Annotated in this window: 14 protein-coding genes and 3 pseudogenes; 9 read left to right on the top strand and 8 right to left on the bottom strand. The window is 68.2% G+C overall.

The window, feature by feature from the left end:
* From PGN37_RS26980 to PGN37_RS26990, 3 genes and pseudogenes are all read left to right on the top strand, one after another.
* Positions 1 to 874 (top strand): DEAD/DEAH box helicase (locus tag PGN37_RS26980; RefSeq protein WP_335334021.1); only part of this gene is annotated, 874 nt, incomplete at its 5' end.
* Positions 871 to 2,230: pseudogene (locus PGN37_RS26985) on the top strand (FAD-binding oxidoreductase). The gene PGN37_RS26980 and the pseudogene PGN37_RS26985, both read left to right, overlap by 4 nt.
* A gap of 28 nt (positions 2,231 to 2,258) precedes the next feature.
* Complete coding sequence (locus PGN37_RS26990) at positions 2,259 to 3,650, top strand: NAD(P)/FAD-dependent oxidoreductase (protein ID WP_442933034.1); 1,392 nt, start codon at positions 2,259 to 2,261, stop codon at positions 3,648 to 3,650.
* On the opposite strand, the gene PGN37_RS26995 is transcribed toward PGN37_RS26990, so the two are convergent.
* Complete coding sequence (locus tag PGN37_RS26995) at positions 3,647 to 5,275, bottom strand: MFS transporter (protein WP_442933037.1); 1,629 nt, start codon at positions 5,273 to 5,275, stop codon at positions 3,647 to 3,649. The two genes, PGN37_RS26990 and PGN37_RS26995, sit on opposite strands and share 4 nt — an antisense overlap.
* 66 nt (positions 5,276 to 5,341) lie before the next feature.
* Positions 5,342 to 6,619, bottom strand: coding sequence for a multidrug effflux MFS transporter (locus tag PGN37_RS27000; protein ID WP_442933035.1), 1,278 nt, complete (start codon positions 6,617 to 6,619; stop codon positions 5,342 to 5,344).
* Between the two features lie 154 nt (positions 6,620 to 6,773).
* Here PGN37_RS27000 and PGN37_RS27005 point away from each other — a divergent pair, with 154 nt between their 5' ends.
* Both PGN37_RS27005 and PGN37_RS27010 read left to right on the top strand, forming a co-directional pair.
* Complete coding sequence (locus tag PGN37_RS27005; protein ID WP_335334023.1) at positions 6,774 to 7,517, top strand: hypothetical protein; 744 nt, start codon at positions 6,774 to 6,776, stop codon at positions 7,515 to 7,517.
* Positions 7,518 to 7,761: 244 nt separating this feature from the next.
* Positions 7,762 to 11,517: a multifunctional oxoglutarate decarboxylase/oxoglutarate dehydrogenase thiamine pyrophosphate-binding subunit/dihydrolipoyllysine-residue succinyltransferase subunit gene (locus PGN37_RS27010; protein WP_442933036.1), complete on the top strand. Its 3,756-nt coding sequence runs from the start codon at positions 7,762 to 7,764 to the stop codon at positions 11,515 to 11,517.
* 85 nt (positions 11,518 to 11,602) lie between these two features.
* Here PGN37_RS27010 and PGN37_RS27015 read toward each other — a convergent pair.
* Positions 11,603 to 11,939, bottom strand: a pseudogene (locus PGN37_RS27015) (DUF732 domain-containing protein).
* A gap of 253 nt (positions 11,940 to 12,192) precedes the next feature.
* On the opposite strand from PGN37_RS27015, the gene PGN37_RS27020 reads away from it, so the two are divergent.
* Together PGN37_RS27020 and PGN37_RS27025 are read left to right on the top strand one after the other, a co-directional pair.
* Positions 12,193 to 13,638: a PGRS repeat-containing protein gene (locus PGN37_RS27020; RefSeq protein ID WP_335334025.1), complete on the top strand. Its 1,446-nt coding sequence runs from the start codon at positions 12,193 to 12,195 to the stop codon at positions 13,636 to 13,638.
* 184 nt (positions 13,639 to 13,822) lie between these two features.
* Positions 13,823 to 14,645 (top strand): annotated as a pseudogene (locus tag PGN37_RS27025) (SDR family NAD(P)-dependent oxidoreductase).
* Here the strand turns inward: PGN37_RS27025 and PGN37_RS27030 are convergent.
* The 4 genes from PGN37_RS27030 to PGN37_RS27045 all read right to left on the bottom strand — a co-directional run bounded on the left by PGN37_RS27030 (position 14,578) and on the right by PGN37_RS27045 (position 18,421).
* Entirely contained in the window at positions 14,578 to 15,246 is a 669-nt protein-coding gene (locus PGN37_RS27030; protein ID WP_335334026.1) for a DUF3159 domain-containing protein, read from the bottom strand. The pseudogene PGN37_RS27025 and the gene PGN37_RS27030 overlap by 68 nt on opposite strands.
* On the bottom strand, positions 15,243 to 17,117 hold the full coding sequence (locus PGN37_RS27035) for a S9 family peptidase (RefSeq protein WP_335334027.1): 1,875 nt from the start codon (positions 17,115 to 17,117) through the stop codon (positions 15,243 to 15,245). The genes PGN37_RS27030 and PGN37_RS27035 overlap by 4 nt, the downstream gene beginning before the upstream one ends.
* A 95-nt stretch (positions 17,118 to 17,212) precedes the next feature.
* On the bottom strand, positions 17,213 to 17,854 hold the full coding sequence (locus tag PGN37_RS27040) for a TetR/AcrR family transcriptional regulator (RefSeq protein WP_335334004.1): 642 nt from the start codon (positions 17,852 to 17,854) through the stop codon (positions 17,213 to 17,215).
* A 69-nt stretch (positions 17,855 to 17,923) separates the two neighbouring features.
* On the bottom strand, positions 17,924 to 18,421 hold the full coding sequence (locus tag PGN37_RS27045) for a MarR family winged helix-turn-helix transcriptional regulator (protein ID WP_335334028.1): 498 nt from the start codon (positions 18,419 to 18,421) through the stop codon (positions 17,924 to 17,926).
* Between the two features lie 63 nt (positions 18,422 to 18,484).
* Between PGN37_RS27045 and PGN37_RS27050 the strand changes: the two genes are divergently transcribed.
* Entirely contained in the window at positions 18,485 to 18,913 is a 429-nt protein-coding gene (locus PGN37_RS27050) for a Rid family hydrolase (RefSeq protein WP_335334029.1), read from the top strand.
* Between the two features lie 106 nt (positions 18,914 to 19,019).
* On the opposite strand, the gene PGN37_RS27055 is transcribed toward PGN37_RS27050, so the two are convergent.
* A complete protein-coding gene (locus PGN37_RS27055; protein WP_335334030.1) occupies positions 19,020 to 19,259 on the bottom strand; it encodes a glycine betaine ABC transporter substrate-binding protein in 240 nt (79 codons plus the stop codon).
* Positions 19,260 to 19,366: 107 nt separating this feature from the next.
* On the opposite strand from PGN37_RS27055, the gene PGN37_RS27060 reads away from it, so the two are divergent.
* Positions 19,367 to 19,522 (top strand): hypothetical protein, encoded by a 156-nt coding sequence (locus tag PGN37_RS27060; RefSeq protein ID WP_335334031.1) that lies wholly within the window; start codon positions 19,367 to 19,369, stop codon positions 19,520 to 19,522.
* Positions 19,523 to 19,566 lie beyond the last annotated feature (44 nt).

The following is a 19,566-nucleotide window of genomic DNA, read 5'->3' on the forward strand; positions in this document are numbered from 1 at the left end:
CGGCGGTACCGCATGGGACTTCGCCAACGACCGTCGTGTCCCCGCCGGCTCGCTGGACCTGCTCGTCGTGGAGGAAGCCGGTCAGTTCAGCCTCGCCAACACGATCGCGGTGGCCCGCTCGGCACGCAACCTCCTGCTGCTCGGCGATCCGCAGCAGCTGCCGCAGGTCAGCCAGGGCACCCACCCGGAGCCGGTCGACGGCTCGGCGCTGGCGTGGCTGGTCGACGGCCATCACACGCTGCCGCCCGAACGCGGCTACTTCCTGCACTGCTCCTACCGGATGCACCCGCAGGTGTGTCGCGGCGTGTCACGCCTGTCCTACGACAACCGGCTCCAGTCCCACGAGCCGGTGACCGCCGCGCGCCGGCTCGCAGGCGTCGCACCCGGCATCCGGACCCTGGCCGTCGAGCATCACGGCAACGTCACCGACAGCCCCGAGGAAGCCGCGGCGATCGTCGCCGCGATCCGCGACCTGCTCGGGGTGGACTGGACCGACGAGGACGGCACCCGCCCGCTCAACCAGAACGACGTGCTCGTCGTCACCCCATACAACGCGCAGGTCGTGCAGGTCCGCAGCCACCTGGACGCGGCCGGGCTCGCCGACGTCCGGGTAGGCACGGTCGACAAGTTCCAGGGTCAACAGGCGCCGGTGGTGTTCGTGTCGATGACGGCGTCCTCGATCGACGAGGTGCCTCGCGGAATCGCGTTCCTGCTCAACAGGAATCGGCTCAACGTCGCGGTCAGCCGGGCGAAGTACCTGGCGGTGATCGTGCGCTCACCGCAGCTCACGGAGTATCTGCCCGGCACGCCCGACCGCCTCGTCGAATTGGGCGCGTTCCTGTCGCTCTCGTCGTGTGATACACCGGGCCCATGACCGAAGCGCTGACCGAACAGCTCGCGGCGATCGTCGGCGCCTCGCAGGTGAGCACCGACGTCGACGTGCTGAGCGGCCGCAGCACCGATTACACCGGGCGCTACCGGGGCCGAGCCGCGGTGTTGGTGCGGCCCGGTTCCGCCGACGAGGTCGCCGCGGTGCTGACCGCATGCCGCGACGCGGGGGGTGAGCGTGACGGTGCAGGGCGGTCGGACGTCACTGGTGGCGGGCACCGTGCCCGAGCATGACGACGTGCTGTTGTCGACGGAGCGGCTGCGCGAGATCGACGAGGTCGACACCGTGGAGCGACGCGTCCACGTCGGTGCCGGAGTGACGCTGGCCGAGGTGCAGCGGGCCGCGACGGCCGCCGGCCTGATCTTCGGCGTGGACCTGGCCGCCCGCGATTCGGCGACCGTCGGCGGGATGGCGTCGACCAACGCCGGCGGGCTGCGCACCGTCAGCTACGGGAACATGGGCGAACAGGTGCTGGGCCTGGACGTGGTGCTGCCCGACGGGTCGATCGTGCACCGGCACAGCCAGGTGCGCAGCGACAACACCGGCTACGACCTGGCGTCGCTGTTCGTCGGCGCCGAAGGGACGCTGGGCGTCATCACCGGCCTGGACCTGCGGCTGCACCCCACGCCCCGCCACCGCGTGACCGCGGTGTGCGGGTTCACCGATCTGGACGCGCTGCTGGCGACCGCGCGGGTGTTCCGGGACGCCGACGGCATCGCGGCGCTCGAGCTCATCGACGCGCGGGCCAGCGCGCTCACCGCCGAGCATGTCGGCGTCGCGGCCCCTGTCGGGGGTGACTGGTTGTTGCTCATCGAGTTGGCCGGCGACTCCGACCTCACCGAACGACTGGCCGACGCGCTGGACGACGCCGACCTGTGCGGCGAGCCCGCGGTGGGTGTCGACGCCAGCGCCCAGCAGCGGCTCTGGCAGGTCCGTGAGGCGGTCGCCGAGGTGCTCGGCATCTACGGTCCACCGCTGAAATTCGATGTCTCGCTGCCACTCTCGTCTATCACCCCGTTCGCGGCCGACGCAGTGGCGCTGATCGCCGAGCACTCGCCCGACGCGATCCCGGTGTTGTTCGGGCATGTCGGCGAAGGCAACCTGCACCTCAACATCGTGCGGTGCGCGCTCACCGGCGAGCCCGAGCACGCCCTCTACACCGCGATGATGGCGCTGATCGCGCGCCACGACGGCAACGTCAGCTCCGAGCACGGCGTCGGCACCCGCAAACGCGACTACGTCGCGATGTCGCGCACCGACGCCGACATCGCCGCGATGCGGGCGGTCAAGGCGGCGTTCGACCCCACCGGATATCTGAACCCCGCGGTGCTGTTCAGCTGAACGCGAGGCGTCACGTAGCGTGGCGGCGGTGACGAGCATCGAGGCCGACTACCTGGTGATCGGCGCGGGCGCGATGGGGATGGCGTTCGTCGACACGATGCTCACCGAAACCGATGCCACGATCGTGCTCGTCGACGAGAACCACCAGCCCGGCGGGCACTGGAACTGGGTGTATCCGTTCGTGCGGTTGCACCAGCCCTCGGCCTACTATGGCGTGAACTCCCTCGCGCTGGGCAACGAGGACTGGATCGACGACTCAGGCCCCAACGAAGGCTTTTTCGAGCTGGCGACCGGCCATCAGGTGTGCGCCTACTACGACCAGGTGATGCGCCACCAGATGCTGCCCACGGGCCGGCTCTCGTACTTCCCGTCCTCGCACTACCTGGGCGACAACAGGTTTCGCACCCTCGACGGGACCGAGCATCAGGTGACGGTGCGCCGCCGGGTCGTCGACGCGACCTATCTGCTGACCGTGGTGCAGTCCATGCGTTCGGCGCCGTTCTCGGTGGCCGACGGCATCGACGTCGTCACCCCCAACGACCTGCCCCGCCGCGCCGCGGGACGCGAGCACTACACGATCGTCGGCGGCGGCAAGACCGGCATGGACTGCTGCCTGTGGCTGATGCGCTCCGGCGTTCCGCCCGAGAAGCTGCGGTGGATCATGCCGCGCGACTCGTGGCTGCTGAACCGGGCGAACATCCAGCCGGGCGACCAGTTCGTCAAGACCATGAGGGAGTCGATCGCCTCCCGGATGGCGGCGATCGCTGAGGCCACCTCCGTCGACGATCTGCTGATCCGGCTCGAGGCCGACGCGACCCTGTTCCGGCTCGACCCTTCCATCACCCCGACGATGTACCACTGCGCGATCGTGTCCGAGGGCGAGCTCGAACAGCTGCGCCTGATCGACGACGTGGTGCGGCTCGGTCACCTCGAGCGCGCCGAACACGATCGAATCGTGTTGCGCGACGGCGAGATCGAGACCTCCGCCCCGTCGCTGTACGTGGACTGCACGACGCAAGGACTGCCGCGCCCGCCATCGGTTCCGGTGTTCGACGGGGCTCGGATGACACTGCAGAGCGTGCGAGGGTGCCAGCAGGTGTTCAGTTCGGCGTTCATCGCGCACGTGGAGGCCGCCTACGGCGACGACGACGTCCGCAACGACCTGTGCGCCCCCATCCCCCATCCCGATGGGCCGATGGACTGGTTGCGAATCCTACTGTCCGACAACACCGCTCAGGCGAGATGGCTGCAGGATCCCGAATTGATGGACTGGCTCAAGGTCTCTCGGCTCAACGTGCTGCGCGACCTCTTCCCCGATTTCGGTGAGAAGGTCCGGGTGCGTGACCGCGCGTTCAGCGCGCTGACCACGGCGCTGACCAAGACCAACGCACAGCTGGGTGCGCTGATGGAGCGCGGCTAACCCCGCGCGTGCCGGCCGCCGCCGCTGTCGGTCACCCGCTCCAGCACGTCGGTGTCGGGCTCGCGGGGCTCCCAGTCGACGACGTACTCGACGTAGTCGTCGTCGTCGACCCAGTCATCGTCGGCGTGGTCGGTGTCGGCGCGGGTCTCGGTATCGGCCGGCGGCGCCAGGCGCCGCGCCACCCCGCCCGTCAGGAAGAGAGCGGCGACCACGCCGAAGAGCGCGATGAACGCCGGCAGCAGCATCGCCTGCGACATCGCCGCCGAGAACGGGGCGTGCAGGAAGCCCGGAAGCTGCCCGACGCCGCCCTCTGACGCACCCGCACCACCGGCCGCGCCCGGCATCTCCGCCGACAACCGGGACGCCAGGAACGCGGCCATGCCCGCACTGCCCAGCACCGAGCCGACCTGGCGGGTGGTGTTGTACACCCCGGAGCCGGCACCAGCCACATGCGGAGGAAGGTTGCGCGTCGCCGTCGCGGCCAGCGGCGACCAGATGAACGCCATTCCCACGCCCATCAGCGTCAGCGGCACCACCAGCCGCCAGATCGGCGTCGTCGGAGTCATGTCGAACGACAACCAGGTCAGCGCGATGGCCAGCACCGAGAACCCGAACCCGATCACCGGGCGGGGATGAGCGCGATCCACGATCTTGCCGACCATCGGCGCCAGCACACCCGTCGCCACCGCCATCGGTGCGGTCAGCAGCGCCGCGCGCGTCGGCGTCAGACCGCACACCGCCTGCGCATAGAACATCAGCGGCAGGATCATCGACGTCGCGACGAAACCCATCGTCGCGATGCCGAGATTCGACATCGAGAAATCACGGTCACCGAAGATCGACAGCGGGATCAGCGGCTCGCCACGGGTGACCGACTGCCACATCACGAACACGGCCATCACCGCGACCCCCACCCCGATGGCCGCCCAGATCCACGGCGCCCAGGCGTGGGCCTGCCCCTCCTGCAGACCGAACACGATCAGGAACAGGCCCACGGCCGACAGCGCCACACCCAGCACGTCGATGCCTTTGCTCTGCGTGGGCAGCACAGGCACCAGCCGCAGCGCCAGCACCAGACCGAGCACCCCCACGGGCACGTTGACGAAGAAGATCCATTGCCAGCCCAGGTGATCGACCAGCACGCCACCGGCCAGCGGACCCACCAGCGTGGCCACCCCCGCCGTCGCGCCCCACACGCTCATCGCGACACCTCGCCGCTCGGCGGGGAACGTCCGGGTGATCACCGACAGGGTCTGCGGAGTCAGCAGCGCAGCACCCACACCCTGAAGGACCCGAGCCGCGATGAGCATCCCGATGGTGTCGGCCAGCCCACACCACAGCGAGGCCAGCGTGAACACCGACAGGCCCACCAGGTAGACGTTGCGCGGCCCGTACCGATCACCGAGGCGACCGGACACGAGCAGCGGCACCGCGTACGCCAACAGGTAGGCGCTGGTGACCCAGATCACGGCGTCGTATCCGACACCGAGGGCCGACATGATCGCGGGATTGGCGACGGCGACGATCGTCGCGTCGACCAGGATCATGAAGAAGCCCACGAGGAGCGCCCAGAGCGCGTGCCAGGGGTTGGCCGCTCGCGAGCGTGGCGTCACGAAATCGAGCATGGTGGAAGACATTCAGCCATCTCAGGTGTGGAAACGGTTCGCGCCGACGCTACGGATCGGCACGTGTCACGACAAGTCGGGCGCGGGCGCCCGGTGCGCACCGGTCGACAACAGCGCGACCAGAGCGACCACCACCCCGGTGGCCATCACCCCGGCCATCGCCAATTCGTCGTTGCCGAGCACACCGACCAGGGGCGCAACGGCAGCGCCCAGGCCGAACTGGAAGGCGCCGAGCAGCGCGGCGGCTGTGCCCGAGGCATCCGGATGCCGGGTGAGCGCCACCGCGGGTGCGTTCGGGATCACCAAACCCATCGCCGCCAGGATCGCCCACACCGGCACGACGAAGCCGACCAGCCCGCCCACGTGCGCCGCCGCCAGCGCGACGAACACCACACCGAACACCGACGCCGCGGTCAGCGCCCACACCATGATCTGCTGCGGGGAGAACCGGCGCAGCAGCACGACGTTGAACTGGGTCGACCCGATCAGCGCGATCGCACCCGCCCCGAACACCAGCGCGAACGCCGTCTGGTCGATGCCGTAGCGACCCTGCAGGACGAACGAGGCACCCGCGATGTAGGCGAAGAGACCGGACATGCCCAGTGCGGCCACCACGACCAGGATCACGAAGCGGGTGTCGCGCAGCAGTTCGACGTAGGTACGGGCGATACCGCCGACTCTCAGGGGCCGCCGGTGCGCCACCGGCAGCGTCTCGGGAAGAGCCAGCACGGCCATCACCAGCAGCGCGGCCGCGATGACGACCAGAGCGGCGAACACCCAGTGCCAGGACGCGTGGAGCAGCACAGCCGCACCCAACGACGGCGCGAGCACCGGCGCCACACCGAGGACCAGCATCAGCCGCGACATCACGGTCGCGGCGACGTTGTCCTTGTACAGATCGCCCACCACGGCGAGCGCGACCACCATGCCTGCGGCGGCTCCCACCCCCTGCAGACCGCGGGCGATGCCCAGGACCGCGATGTTGGGGGCGAACAGGCACAGCAGTGACGCCAACATGTGCAGCACGATCCCGGCGATCAGCGGCTTGCGGCGGCCGAGCGAATCCGAAAGCGGGCCGATGATCAGCTGGCCCAGCGCAAGGCCGGCCAGTGTGCCCGTCAGCGTCAGCTGCGCCACCGACGAGGAGACGGTCAGCTCGTCGGCGATGCTGGGGAGCGCCGGCAGGTACATGTCGATGGTCAGCGGACCGAGTGCGACCAGCAGGCCCAGCACGACGATCATGCGCAGGCGGCCGGGAGCTGTCGCGACATCGGTGGCCGGTTCGGGAGCCACTCCACGGGTGGTGTCGAGCGGCGTCAGGTCCACATCAGGGGATACTGCCATGCACATGGTTAGCGTCGCTTCCCAATAAATCCTTCCCCTCACGGCGAACAGTGACCGCCGTCACCTTCCGGCACCCTCGCCGAGTCGTCATTCGTTTTCTGGGTGTCAACAGGGCTTAACCTGGGAACAAGTCCACTCGACGAGAGGCCGTTCGATGAGTGCATGGTTACGGGCGAAGAGCAAAGAGCCCGCGGTACACGAGGACGACCCCAGCGCTGCCGCCAAGGCGCTGAGTCAGATCATCGAGCGCGGCGCGCGGGTCCAGGGACCGGCGGTGCGCGCCTACGTCGGCCGACTGCGGGAGAGCAACCCGGGGGCGAGCCCCGCCGAGATCATCACCAAGCTGGAGAAGCACTACATGGCCGCGGTGATGGCCAGCGGCGCGGCAGTCGGCTCCGCGGCCGCCTTCCCCGGCATCGGCACTCTGGTCGCGATGTCCGCGGTGGCCGGGGAGACCGTGGTGTTCCTGGAGGCCACCGCGGTGTTCGTGCTGGCGGTCGCCGAAGTGCACGGCGTTCCCGCCGAGGAGCGCGAGCGGCGGCGCGCGCTCGTTCTGGCCGTGCTCGTCGGCGACGACAGCAAGGGCGCGATCGCCGACCTGCTCGGTCGCGGGCGCACCAGCGGGGGTTGGCTGTCCGACGGAGCCGCGGCCCTGCCGCTGCCCGCCGTGTCGCAGCTGAACAACCGGCTGCTGAAGTACTTCGTCAAGCGCTACACCCTCAAGCGGGGCGCGATGATGTTCGGCAAGATGCTGCCCGTCGGCATCGGCGCCGTCGTCGGTGGTGTCGGCAACCGGATGATGGCGAAGAAGATCGTCCAGAACGCCCGCGACGCCTTCGGCACTCCCCCGCCGCGCTGGCCGTCGCAGCTGCATCTGCTGCCTGCACCGCCCTCCTGAGGCGGCACACGTGTGTTCGCTGACGTGTTCAGAATGACCACAACGACCCATACACACGTTGCCTGGTCCCCCCGGTCGCTGAAGCGCTAGCCTTGATGCGGCGGAATTGCGGGTGACCGCACACCGGGTTCATTAAGGGGTGGCCGGCTGCCGCGGAGCACTGGCCGGAAACGAAGAATTGAGGCGAACAGCAGCCGTGAATTCACCTTCACCATTCGGTCAGAACGAGTGGTTGGTCGAAGAGATGTACCGCAAATTCCGCGAGGATCCCTCGTCGGTGGACCCGAGTTGGCACGAGTTCCTCGTCGACTACTCCCCCGAGCCCACCACCGACGCCACCGCCAGTGCCCCGGCGCGCGCAAACGGTTCGTCGGCGCGTTCGTCGGGTCCGATGAGCCCGCCCGAACCCGCCAAGGCGCCGCCGCCGAAGGCCAACGGCGCCGCCCCGGCGAAGCCGGCCCCGCCCAAGGACAAACCCGCCGAAAAGCCCGCCGAGAAGGCTCCTGCCAAGAAGGAACCGGCAGCCAAAACCCCCGAGAGGGCGCCGGAGAAGAAAGCGCCGGCGCCCAAGGCTCCAGCGGCCGCCTCAGGAGCCAAGGACGATGGCGGCGACGAGACGCAGGTGCTGCGCGGCGCTGCCGCGGCCGTGGTCAAGAACATGTCGGCGTCGCTGGAAGTGCCGACCGCCACCAGCGTGCGGGCCATCCCGGCCAAGGCGATGATCGACAACCGCATCGTCATCAACAACCACCTCAAACGCACTCGCGGCGGCAAGATCTCGTTCACCCACCTGCTCGGCTACGCGATCGTGCAGGCGGTCAAGAAGTTCCCGAACATGAACCGGCACTTCGCCGAGGTCGACGGGAAGCCCACCGCAGTCACCCCCGCGCACACCAACCTGGGCCTGGCCATCGACCTGGTGGGCAAGAACGGGGGCCGGCAACTGGTCGTCGCATCGATCAAGAACTGCGATGCGATGAGCTTCGGTCAGTTCATCGCCGCCTACGAGGACATCGTGCGCCGCGCGCGCGACGGCAAGCTGACCGCCGAAGACTTTGCCGGCGTGACGATTTCGCTCACCAACCCGGGCACCATCGGCACCGTGCACTCCGTGCCGCGGCTCATGCAGGGCCAGGGCGCGATCGTCGGCGCCGGCGCGATGGAGTACCCGGCCGAGTTCCAGGGCGCCAGCTCCGAACGCATCAACGAAGTCGGCGTCGGCAAGCTCATGACGCTCACCTCCACCTACGACCACCGCATCATCCAGGGTGCGGAGTCCGGTGACTTCCTGCGCACGATCCATCAGCTGCTGCTCGACGACGAGTTCTACGACGAGATCTTCCGCGAGCTCGGCATCCCGTATGAGCCGGTGCGCTGGCGCATCGACAACCCGGACTCGATCGAGGACAAGAACGCCCGCGTCATCGAACTGATCGCGGCCTACCGCAATCGCGGCCACCTGATGGCCGACATCGACCCGCTGCGCCTGGACAACACCCGCTTCCGCAGCCACCCCGACCTCGACGTCAACACCCACGGGTTGACGCTGTGGGATCTCGACCGCGAGTTCAAGGTCAACGGGTTCGCCGGTCAGACGCACAAGAAGCTGCGCGACGTCCTCGGCCTGCTGCGCGACGCGTACTGCCGCCACGTCGGCGTCGAGTACACGCACATCCTCGAACCCGAGCAGCAGCAGTGGCTGCAGGACCGCATCGAGATCAAGCACGAGAAGCCGACGGTCGCAGAGCAGAAGTACATCCTCTCCAAGCTCAACGCAGCCGAAGCCTTCGAGACGTTCCTGCAGACCAAATACGTTGGGCAGAAACGCTTCTCACTCGAGGGCGCGGAGACCGTCATCCCGATGATGGACGCCGCGATCGACCAGGCCGCCGAACACGGCCTGCACGAGGTCGTCATCGGCATGCCCCACCGCGGCCGGCTCAATGTGCTCGCCAACATCGTCGGCAAGCCGTACAGCCAGATCTTCACCGAGTTCGAGGGCAACCTGAACCCGTCGCAGGCGCACGGCTCCGGCGACGTCAAGTACCACCTGGGCGCCACCGGCACCTACATCCAGATGTTCGGCGACAACGACATCGCGGTCTCGCTGGTCGCCAACCCCAGCCACCTCGAGGCCGTCGACCCGGTGCTCGAGGGCATCGTGCGCGCCAAGCAGGACATGCTCGACACCGGCGAAGAGACCAACGGCAGCAACGACTTCACCGTCGTGCCGATGATGCTGCACGGTGACGCCGCGTTCGCCGGGCAGGGCGTGGTCGCCGAGACGCTGAACCTGGCGCTGCTGCGCGGGTACCGCACCGGCGGCACGATCCACATCATCGTCAACAACCAGATCGGTTTCACCACATCGCCGTTCGACTCACGGTCGTCGGAGTACTGCACCGACGTGGCGAAGATGATCGGCGCCCCGATCTTCCACGTCAACGGCGACGACCCCGAGGCCGCGGTGTGGGTTGCCAAGCTGGCCATGGACTTCCGGCAGAAGTTCAAGAAGGACGTCGTCATCGACATGCTGTGCTACCGCCGCCGCGGGCACAACGAGGGCGACGACCCGTCGATGACACAGCCCAACATGTACGACGTCATCGACACCAAGCGCGGAGTCCGCAAGACCTACACCGAGGCGCTGATCGGCCGCGGCGACATCTCGATGAAAGAGGCCGAGGACGCGCTGCGCGATTACCAGGGCCAACTCGAACGGGTCTTCAACGAGGTCCGCGAACTCGAGAAGCACGCTGTCGAACCCAGCCACTCGGTGGAATCCGACCAGATGGTGCCTGCGGGTATGAAGACCGCGGTCGACAAGTCGCTGCTGCAGCGGATCGGCGACGCGCACCTGGCCTTCGGCGAGGATTTCAACGTGCACCCGCGCGTCAAGCCGGTGTTGGAGAAGCGCCGCGAGATGGCCTACGAGGGCAAGGTCGACTGGGCGTTCGCCGAGCTGATGGCGCTGGGCACGTTCCTGGCCGAGGGCAAGACGATTCGCATGACCGGCCAGGACACCCGTCGCGGCACGTTCACCCAGCGGCACTCGGTGATCATCGACCGCAAGACGGGCAAGGAGTTCACCCCGCTGGACCTGCTGACCGTCGACTCCGACGGCAACCCGACCGGCGGCCGGTTCATGGTCTACGACTCGGCGCTCTCGGAGTACGCCGCGGTCGGCTTCGAGTACGGCTACTCGGTGGGCAACCCCGACGCGCTGGTGCTGTGGGAGGCCCAGTTCGGCGACTTCGTCAACGGGGCGCAGTCGATCATCGACGAGTTCATCAGCTCGGGCGAGGCCAAGTGGGGCCAACTCTCCGACGTCGTGCTGCTGCTGCCGCACGGCCACGAGGGCCAAGGTCCCGACCACACGTCGGCCCGCATCGAGCGGTTCCTGCTGCTGTGGGCCGAGGGCTCAATGACGATCGCGATGCCGTCGACGCCGGCGAACTACTTCCACCTGCTGCGCCGCCACGGCCTCGACGGCATCCACCGGCCGCTGATCGTGGCCACGCCGAAGTCGATGCTGCGCAACAAGGCGGCGGTGAGCGATCTCAAGGAGTTCACCGAGCAGAAGTTCCGCTCGGTGCTCGAGGAGCCCACCTACGACGAGGGCGACGGCGACCGGTCGAAGGTCACGCGCATCCTGCTGACCAGCGGCAAGCTCTACTACGAGCTGGCGGCGCGCAAGACCAAGGACAAGCGCGAGGACGTCGCGATCGTGCGCGTGGAGCAGCTGGCGCCGCTGCCTCGGCGCCGGCTGGCCGAGACGCTGGACCGCTACCCGAACGCCAAGGAGAAGTTCTGGGTGCAGGAGGAGCCGGCCAACCAGGGTGCGTGGCCGACGATGGGGCTGACGCTGCCCGAACTGCTGCCCGACCACCTGGCCGGGATCAAGCGGATTTCGCGGCGGGCCATGTCGGCACCGTCGTCGGGCTCGTCGAAGGTGCACGCCGTCGAGCAGCAGGAAATCATCGACGAAGCGTTCGGCTAGCTTCGGTCCGGCGAGCGCGCGTGTCTGTACGCCGACGCGCCGCGAACCGCGTGCACTCTGCGCGCGGGTCGCGGCCGTCGAGCGCTCACCGCATGAACGAGAACGGCACCCCGTCGGTGAGCGCGCTGACGGCCCGCGGGCACATGATCTGAATCGCCAGACCGGTGAACATCGTCGCCGATCCCAGCGGCCGGCCCAGTTCGTCGGCGACCTTGGCTGCGACGTTCGCCATGTTCTGCCCCCGGCTCCGAGAGCATCGGGCACACCTGCTCACCCACGCGGACCGCGGTGGCCGGGTCGATGTCTCCCAGCCGGTAGTGGTCCAGCGCCGACAGGAACACGTCGACGCCGGTATCGGCCTGGGCTGGTGCGGCGGCCACGGTCGCGGTGGCCGGCGCGGCGATGGCGAGGGCAGCGCCCAGTACGGCGAGGGCGGTGTAGCGAGACGTCACGCTTTGATTGTCGCAGCGGACGCCCCAGGTATTACTGCCGACGCTACGCAGGTACCGGCCGGCGACAGCCGGGCATGCGGGTAGCGCACTACGCTGTCGGCGCCCCACCTGGGCGCCGACGATTCGCTAGGCAAGTACACATCCAGCGAATCGGGGCCCCATGTCATCTCCCTCTCGTCATCCCTCGTCCACCACTATCGCCGCTGCGCTGACGATCAGCGCCATGGCCGTCAGCGCCGGCTTGACCGCCGGTATCGACGCGATCCACACCCAGACGCCGCGGCCCGCCGCAGCAGCCCACCACGCGGCGCCTGCGCCTCAGGCACCGGTCGCCTCGCCTCTTCTCGCCGCCTACGTCCAGAGCTCGGAGCCATCGGGACCCGCCTTCACGGCCGCGGCCCCGGCTGCGCCCACGCTGTTCTCCGAGGCCGACGCGCAGGCGTTCCTTCGGTTGACCACGCCGTCGAGCAGGGTCCGCATCCTCCCGACGACGACTCCGTCGTCGACCCAGGTGACAGCCACGTCGGGCGTCGTGCGCCACCACCGCAGCGACCGCACCGCGACGTTCGTCGCCGCCGCGACCCCGAACGGCCGGGTCGAGCTGCGGCCGATGGTCGGGCCGGGCGGCTGGCTGATCGGCAACGGCATCGACGGTGCCGTCGGTGAGAACGGTGGCGATGGCGGTCTGCTGTTCGGCAACGGCGGCAAGGGCGGCGACGGCGCACCCGGGCAGGCCGGCGGCAACGGCGGCCGCGGCGGCCTGTGGGGCGGCGACGGTGGAGACGGCGGCGCCGGCGGGATCGGCGCAGACGGCGGCAACGGCGGCGACGCCCGACTGTTCGGCAACGGCGGAGCGGGCGGCAAGGGCGGTGTGGGCGCCACCGGAGCTGCCGGCGTCAACCCCATTCCCACGACCCTGCTACCTCCTGCCGCGAAAGGCGCGGACGGCACGGACACCGACGGCTCCACGGGCATCGTTGCGTACGGCGGAAACGGCGGACCCGGGCAGAACGGTGTCCCTGGTCAACCCGGCGGTGCCGGCGGTGACGGCGGCAACGCCGGTGGAATCGCCACGTCGAGCGGGGTGATCGGTGGTGACGGCGGCCAAGGGGGCGTCGGCGGCGCGGGAGCCCCCGGAGGCAACGGCGGCCGCGGTGGCGACGCCGAGACCAGTTCGATCGGAGCCGCCGGTAGCGGCGGAGACGGTGGTCTCGGCGGAACCGGCGCACGAGGCGGTGACGGCGGAAACGCCGGCTTCAACAGAGGGGGCGGACTCGGCTTCGCCACGTTCGGGGGCAATGGCGGCCAAGGCGGCGAGGGCGCTATCGGCGGCTCGGGCGCTACCGGCGGTGTCGGTGGCTCCGGAGGTAAAGGCGGCGCAATCAGCGGCAACGGGGGTAAGGGCGGCGACGGTGGCGACGGCGGCACGGGCGGCAAGGGAGCTCGCGGTGGCGACGGCGGAAACGGCGGCAACGGCACCGATACGCCTGGCGCCGGGGGCAAGGGCGGCGCCGGTGGTGCCGGCGGAACCGGAGGCGCCGGCAACAAGGGCGGGTCCGGCGGACGCGGCGGCCTCCTCGGGTCCACAGGCGCGAACGGCAAAAGCGGTAACGCGGGCGCCAAAGGAGCCCAGGGCGATTCGGGTAACGACGGCAGTCCGGGAGTCTAGAGACGCAATCAGCCGCTCCCGAACCGACGGCGCGGCCGTCTAGCCACCATGGCCGCGGGGGCCGGTGAGCACGCGGTGCTCACCGGCCCTTCGCGTCCGACACCCGCCTGACATACGCGGGACCGCGGGTACCGGTTAGGCTCGGGGTCACTCAGCACCCGTCCAACAACTCGAGGGAGTGGATATGCAGGGCTTCGCCGGAAAGGTGGCCGTCGTGACCGGCGCCGGCTCAGGCATCGGTCAGGCGCTGGCCATCGAGCTCGGCCGCTCCGGCGCCAGCGTGGCGATCAGCGATGTCGACACCGAGGGCCTGGCCGCCACCGAGGAGCGCCTCAAGGCCATCGGCGCGCCGGTGAAGACCGACCGCCTCAACGTCACCGAGCGCGAGAACTTCCAGCTCTACGCCGACAGCGTCGCCGAGCACTTCGGCAAGGTCAACCAGATCTACAACAACGCGGGCATCGCGTTCACCGGCGACATCGAGATCAGCCAGTTCAAGGACATGGAACGGGTGATGGACGTCGACTACTGGGGAGTGGTCAACGGCACCAAGGCTTTCCTGCCGCACCTGATCGCCTCCGGCGACGGCCACGTCGTCAACGTCTCGAGCGTGTTCGGACTGTTCTCGGTGCCCGGACAGGCCGCCTACAACGCGGCGAAGTTCGCCGTCCGCGGGTTCACCGAGGCGCTGCGCCAGGAGATGGCGCTGGCCGGCCACCCGGTGAAGGTGAGCTGCGTGCATCCCGGCGGCATCAAGACCGCGATCGCCCGCAATGCCACCGCCGCCGAAGGCCTGGACGCCGAGGCTCTGGCCAAGACGTTCGACAAGAAGCTCGCCAACACGACCCCCGAGCGGGCCGCGCAGATCATCCTCGACGGGCGTGCGCAAGAACAAGGCCCGCATCCTGGTGGGCAACGACGCGCGGATGTTCGAGTACGTCATCCGATTCGTCGGAGCGGGCTATCAGGGCCTGTTCCCGCGTGTGGTGTCGCGGTTGACGAAGTAGTCCGTCGGGAACCGCGGATGGCCCACACGACGACGAGCAGGGCGAGCGCGGTCAACGGGTAGCCCATCGCGATGCGGGCGACAGCCAGCCAGGCCACCGAATGCTCGCCGTACAGCCAGAACTGCACGATGAAGCGGGCGGTGAACACCACGGCCACAGCGGCCGTGGCGATGTCGTACCGCAGGCGTGTGCTCCGATGGGTGCGCCACGCCTGTCCGCTGCCCGTGAGGGCACTCCAGACGACGCCCACGAGGGGTCGCCGAATGATGATCGAGGCCGAGAAGGCCACGGCGAGAAGGGCACTCGCCCAGATGCCGACCACAAAGTAATCGCGCGCGTCGCCGGTCCAGAAGGCGATGAGCGCACCGACCGCCACGCCGAACAGACCGGAGAAGGCGGGGGTCAGCGGCTCGCGCCGAGCCAGCCGCAGTGCTGCGACCCCCGCGGCCGCACCGACTCCGAGCATGACCGCGATGTGAAGCGGGGCTGCGGCGTCGACCGCGGCGAACACAACGGTGGGCAGACTCGCATAGAGCATCCCCGACCAACCGCCCATGCGGGCGAGCAGGGTCGGAGTCACATCGGATTCCTGGGCACTCACGTTCGGCCCCCCAGGTGCTTGGCCAAGAAGTCCACGACCTTCTCGTACATCTCGATCGTGGCTTCCGGGTTGATGGCGCCGTGGCCTTCCGTGGACTGGATCAGGTAATCGACATCGACATCGCGAGCGCGCAGCGCGTCGACCAGGTTGTCGGACTCCGCTTGGACCACGCGAACGTCGTTGGCGCCCTGGATGACCAGCAGCGGGGTGCGTACCTGATCGACCTTGCTGATCGGCGAGCGCGCCATCATGTCGGCGAGCTGCTCGGGGTCGTCGGGGTCACCCACGTAGGCATGCCAGTTGTTCACCAGGTGCGGACGGGCGATGGGCGGCAGGGTCCGCATGAAGTTCGCGAGATCCGAGATGCCGACGTAGTCGATCGCTGCGGCGAAAACATCTGGGGTGAAGGTGATTCCGACGAGTGCGGCGTATCCGCCGTAGGAGCCGCCGAAGATCGCGACCCGGTCGGGGTCCGCGTAACCCTGCTCGACGGCCCAGGTGACGCCGTCGATCAAATCGTCGTGCATTTTCCCGGCGAGTTCGCCGACGGCAGCTTTCAGGAAAGCCTTGCCGTAGCCCGTCGATCCGCGAAAGTTGATCTGCAGCACCGCATATCCGCGATTAGCCAGCAGCTGGACGCCGGCGTCGAAGCCCCAGGAATCCCGATACCAGGGTCCGCCGTGAACGGCCAGCACCAGGGGCAATTCTCGCGGATCGACACCGACGGGCACTGTCAGGTAGCCGTGGAGTGTCAGACCATCGCGGGCATTGAACGTGACCGGCTGCATCGGGGCCAGTTTCGCCGGCTCGAGGTGCGGTAGCGGGCGGAACAGCAGTCTGCTCTGGCCGGTGCGGTGGTCGTACAGGTAGGTGGCGCCCGGGTCGCGGTCGTGATTGAAACTGACCACCCAGCGCTGGCCGTCCTCGTCCGACGACAATCGTCCGAGATCGCCGTCAGAGAGCTTCTCCAGATTGGCGAGCACCTCGGCGAAATGGGGGTCGATCGCGTGAATTACCTGTCGCTGCGCGTAATACCGCACAGCGAGCAGATCCCCGGTACGCCGATCACAGATGAGCGGGCCCGGCAGGATCGGACTGACCGCGGCCCGCGGATCGAGGTCGTACTCGGGGTGGCTGTCGACCTCGGTCTCGGCGCCGGTCGCGAGGTCGACCCGGACGAGACGCGTGCGGTCGGTGTCGCGATTCGATCCCATCCACACACCCGCGCCGTCGGGCGTGATGGCCATCGGGTGGATGCCGACCGGATAGTCGCTGCCGTCGAAGGTCGCGATGCGGTCGAGAGTGCCTCCGTCCCAACGTGAGAGCTCCAGCTCGCCGTCCGCGGTCAAGGAGGTGGCGAGCAGATCGCCGCGGTCATTGGCGAGCCAGCCGTTCACGTGACCCGGGTTCTCCGCGAGGAGCGTGAGTTCGCCTGTGGCGATGTCGAGTTCGTAGGCGTCGAGCAGCGTCAGTTCCCGGTTGTTGATCATCACCGTCACCGTGCCGCCCTTGACCTCGCGGATCGGAACGGCCATCACGCCCGGATACGGCGTCAGGTCGACCGCGGACGAGTCAGGGTCGTCGAGATCGACGCGGTGGATGTGCCAGTTCTCGTCACCGTCCCTGTCCTGCAGGTAGATCAGCCAGCGGGGATCGTCGGTCCATTCGAAGTGCAGGACGCTGCGGTTGTCGTCGGCAGTCACGCAGCGTGGGCCCGCGGAGTCGGCATCCAGATTCTCGACCCAGACGTTCAAGCGGTTCTTCCACGGCGCGAGGAACGCGATTCTGGTGCCATCGGGCGAGATGGTCGCGGCGGCCCGGGTGGGTGGGCTGAACAGGTCGGCGACGGGAATCAGATCAGGGGCGGTCATGGTGTCTCCTTCATATGGACGCACGAGGTCACTCCGTCGAGATGACGCTTGCTCGACGGATCACTATGGTTGTGGCAGAACGGTTTTGTTCGCGATCAGTGCGGCACAGGTCCGCCCAACTGACCGTTGGTGGCGTCTCTGATCGCTCGGTCGATCATCGCCAGGGCTTGCTGTTGGGTGATCTTCTCCTTCTCGACGATCGCCCGGTAGCCGACGTCCTCGTCGATGACCCGGAACGCCGCGGTGACTGCTGCCGCGAAGAGCCGGGCGGTCACGTCGTTGTCGGCGAGGCCGAGCCGCTCGGCGATGATCGGGACGAAGGCATGCTCCATCTCGTCGTGCACGATCAGATAGGCCGTCCGCAACGCCGGCTCGGTGAGCGACAGAGTCGTGATGCGAAGGGCACTGATCTCGTCGGCGATGTCTTGCGGACTCAGGGGGTTCTCGACGTAAGTGGCCGCCATGTGGTCGGCCAACGACAGTTCGGGAGGCCACCGGCGGGCCAGATCGATGAAGCGTTGTGCCGACAGCGCCAGCACGGGCTCCACGCAGCTCTCCTTGGACCGGAAATACCGCCAGATCGTCCGTGTCGATAGTCCTGCGGCGGCGGCGATGTCGTCACCACTGGTGGCCGACACTCCACGCTCCCAGAACAGAGCGCACGCGTGCCGGGACACCTCGAGTCGGGCGCGAGCCTGCCTGTCATTGGCCGCTCCCGATGGGAGTGAGGTCGTCACCGTCATCGCTCCTGTCACTTAGTGTCACGGTCGAGTGTGTCACTAAGTGACAGGGCGGTCAAGGCGCGCTCACGGCCCGGGGCGAAGCGTGCCCCCCTTCGATCCGCCAGGACCCTCGACCACGTTCAGCTTCGCGGCTATCCGCGTGAGCGCTCGCATGTCCGACGCGGTGAGGCGGTCGAGAACCGTTTCGCGCACCGAGCGCACATGAATGGGTGCCGCGTCAACGACGAGGCGGTGGCCCGCCTCGGTGAGCTCGGCGAGGGTGTAGCGGCCATCCTCGGGATCCGGCGAGCGGGTGACCCAGCCGCGTTGTTCGAAACGCTTGACGACATTGGACAACCGCGACAGCGATCCGTTCGCCAGATATGCCAACTCGCTCATCCGGATACGACGATCTGGCGCTTCCGAAAGGTGACTCAACGTCAAGTATTCGAACAGCGTCAGATCGACCTCCCGCAACGGCGACTCGAGCTTGCCGGGCAGGAGCAGGATGATCGAGATCAGACTGGTCCACGCATCCTTCTCCTGCGCATCGAGCCAACGCGGGTCACCACTCGACATCATCGCCACCCCTTCGTACGAGGAAATGAGTTTACCCGTGAAGTGATATCGGCTAGCATTCACTTCATGATTGAAGTCAACAAGCGCCCAGTCCTGTTCTTCGCCACGCCAGGCTATGGCGAGATGCTGCGCAGCGAAAGGCATTACAGCCAAGCCGTCCGTATCGGAGACAGAGTCGAGATCTCTGGACAAGGCGGCTGGGATGATCACCTGAACTTCCCGGACCTTCTGGAAGACGAGATCGCGCGAGCATTCGACAACATCGAGCGCACGCTGGAATCCGCAGGCGCAACGTGGCGGGATGTCGTGCACGTGAACTCGTATCACGTGGTCAGCGATCCAGCTGGGTTCGACGCCCACAACAGCGTGATGATCGAGCAGATGCGCTCACGGATGCCCGACCATGGACCGATCTGGACGGAGACAGGCGTGAGCACCCTCGCAGCGCCCGGAATGCGCGTTGAAATCCGGGTCACCGCAATCGATCATCGGTGACGACGTTCATGGCATTAACTGCACGCTCGCTGGGCGCGAGCGTGCGTTAGGTGCCAAGAATTACGGCGTGTTGCTGTGCAAACCCGCGCGCTCGCCGAACCGACCGCTAGTTGCTGGTACCGAGGGGGTGCGCCTCCAGCCACCCCGCGGCCACCCGACCCGGTTCGGCGCCCTCGGCGATCTCACGCCGCATGTCGGCCAGCGATCCGGTGTCCAGCACGCCCGCGATCTCGTTGAGCGCCAACACCTGCGACTCGGTCAGCACGTTGCGCCGGTACAGCGGCACCAGGTTCTCGGCCCGGATCAGTGACGTCTTGTCCGACAGCACGACAATGTCCGACGGCACACCCCGCGGCCGCCGTCGACGTCCACGCAAGGCGGACCTCGCCGGCCTGCAGCGCCGCGAACATCGTTGCGGCATCGGCAAATTGGCGTGCCCCCGGCAAAGTGCACGTGCCGATCGCCGTCGGCCACGACGTGCCGCCGACGGCGCCGACCGTGAGATCGGCGGGGCATCGCCGGGCCAATGCCGAGACGTCGGCGCCGGCATCGCGCGCACCCGCGGAGGTCATCGCCACCGCGGGCTTGTCCTCCGCTGCGGTCGTGTAGTCACCGGCGGCCACCCCTTCCGGCAGCGCGGCCAGCAGCGAGCG

The organism is Mycobacterium kyogaense (assembly GCF_036946525.1).
Lineage (GTDB): Bacteria > Actinomycetota > Actinomycetes > Mycobacteriales > Mycobacteriaceae > Mycobacterium > Mycobacterium kyogaense_A.

Excerpts from the sequence above, each read along its gene's own strand:
- PGN37_RS26995 (WP_442933037.1), bottom strand. The coding sequence starts at position 5,275 with ATGCTCGATTTCGTGACGCCACGCTCGCGAGCGGCCAACCCCTGGCAC.
- PGN37_RS27000 (WP_442933035.1), bottom strand. The coding sequence starts at position 6,619 with ATGGCAGTATCCCCTGATGTGGACCTGACGCCGCTCGACACCACCCGT.
- PGN37_RS27005 (WP_335334023.1), top strand. The coding sequence starts at position 6,774 with ATGAGTGCATGGTTACGGGCGAAGAGCAAAGAGCCCGCGGTACACGAG.
- PGN37_RS27010 (WP_442933036.1), top strand. The coding sequence starts at position 7,762 with ATGTACCGCAAATTCCGCGAGGATCCCTCGTCGGTGGACCCGAGTTGG.
- PGN37_RS27020 (WP_335334025.1), top strand. The coding sequence starts at position 12,193 with ATGGCCGTCAGCGCCGGCTTGACCGCCGGTATCGACGCGATCCACACC.
- PGN37_RS27035 (WP_335334027.1), bottom strand. The coding sequence starts at position 17,117 with ATGACCGCCCCTGATCTGATTCCCGTCGCCGACCTGTTCAGCCCACCC.
- PGN37_RS27045 (WP_335334028.1), bottom strand. The coding sequence starts at position 18,421 with ATGATGTCGAGTGGTGACCCGCGTTGGCTCGATGCGCAGGAGAAGGAT.
- PGN37_RS27050 (WP_335334029.1), top strand. The coding sequence starts at position 18,485 with ATGATTGAAGTCAACAAGCGCCCAGTCCTGTTCTTCGCCACGCCAGGC.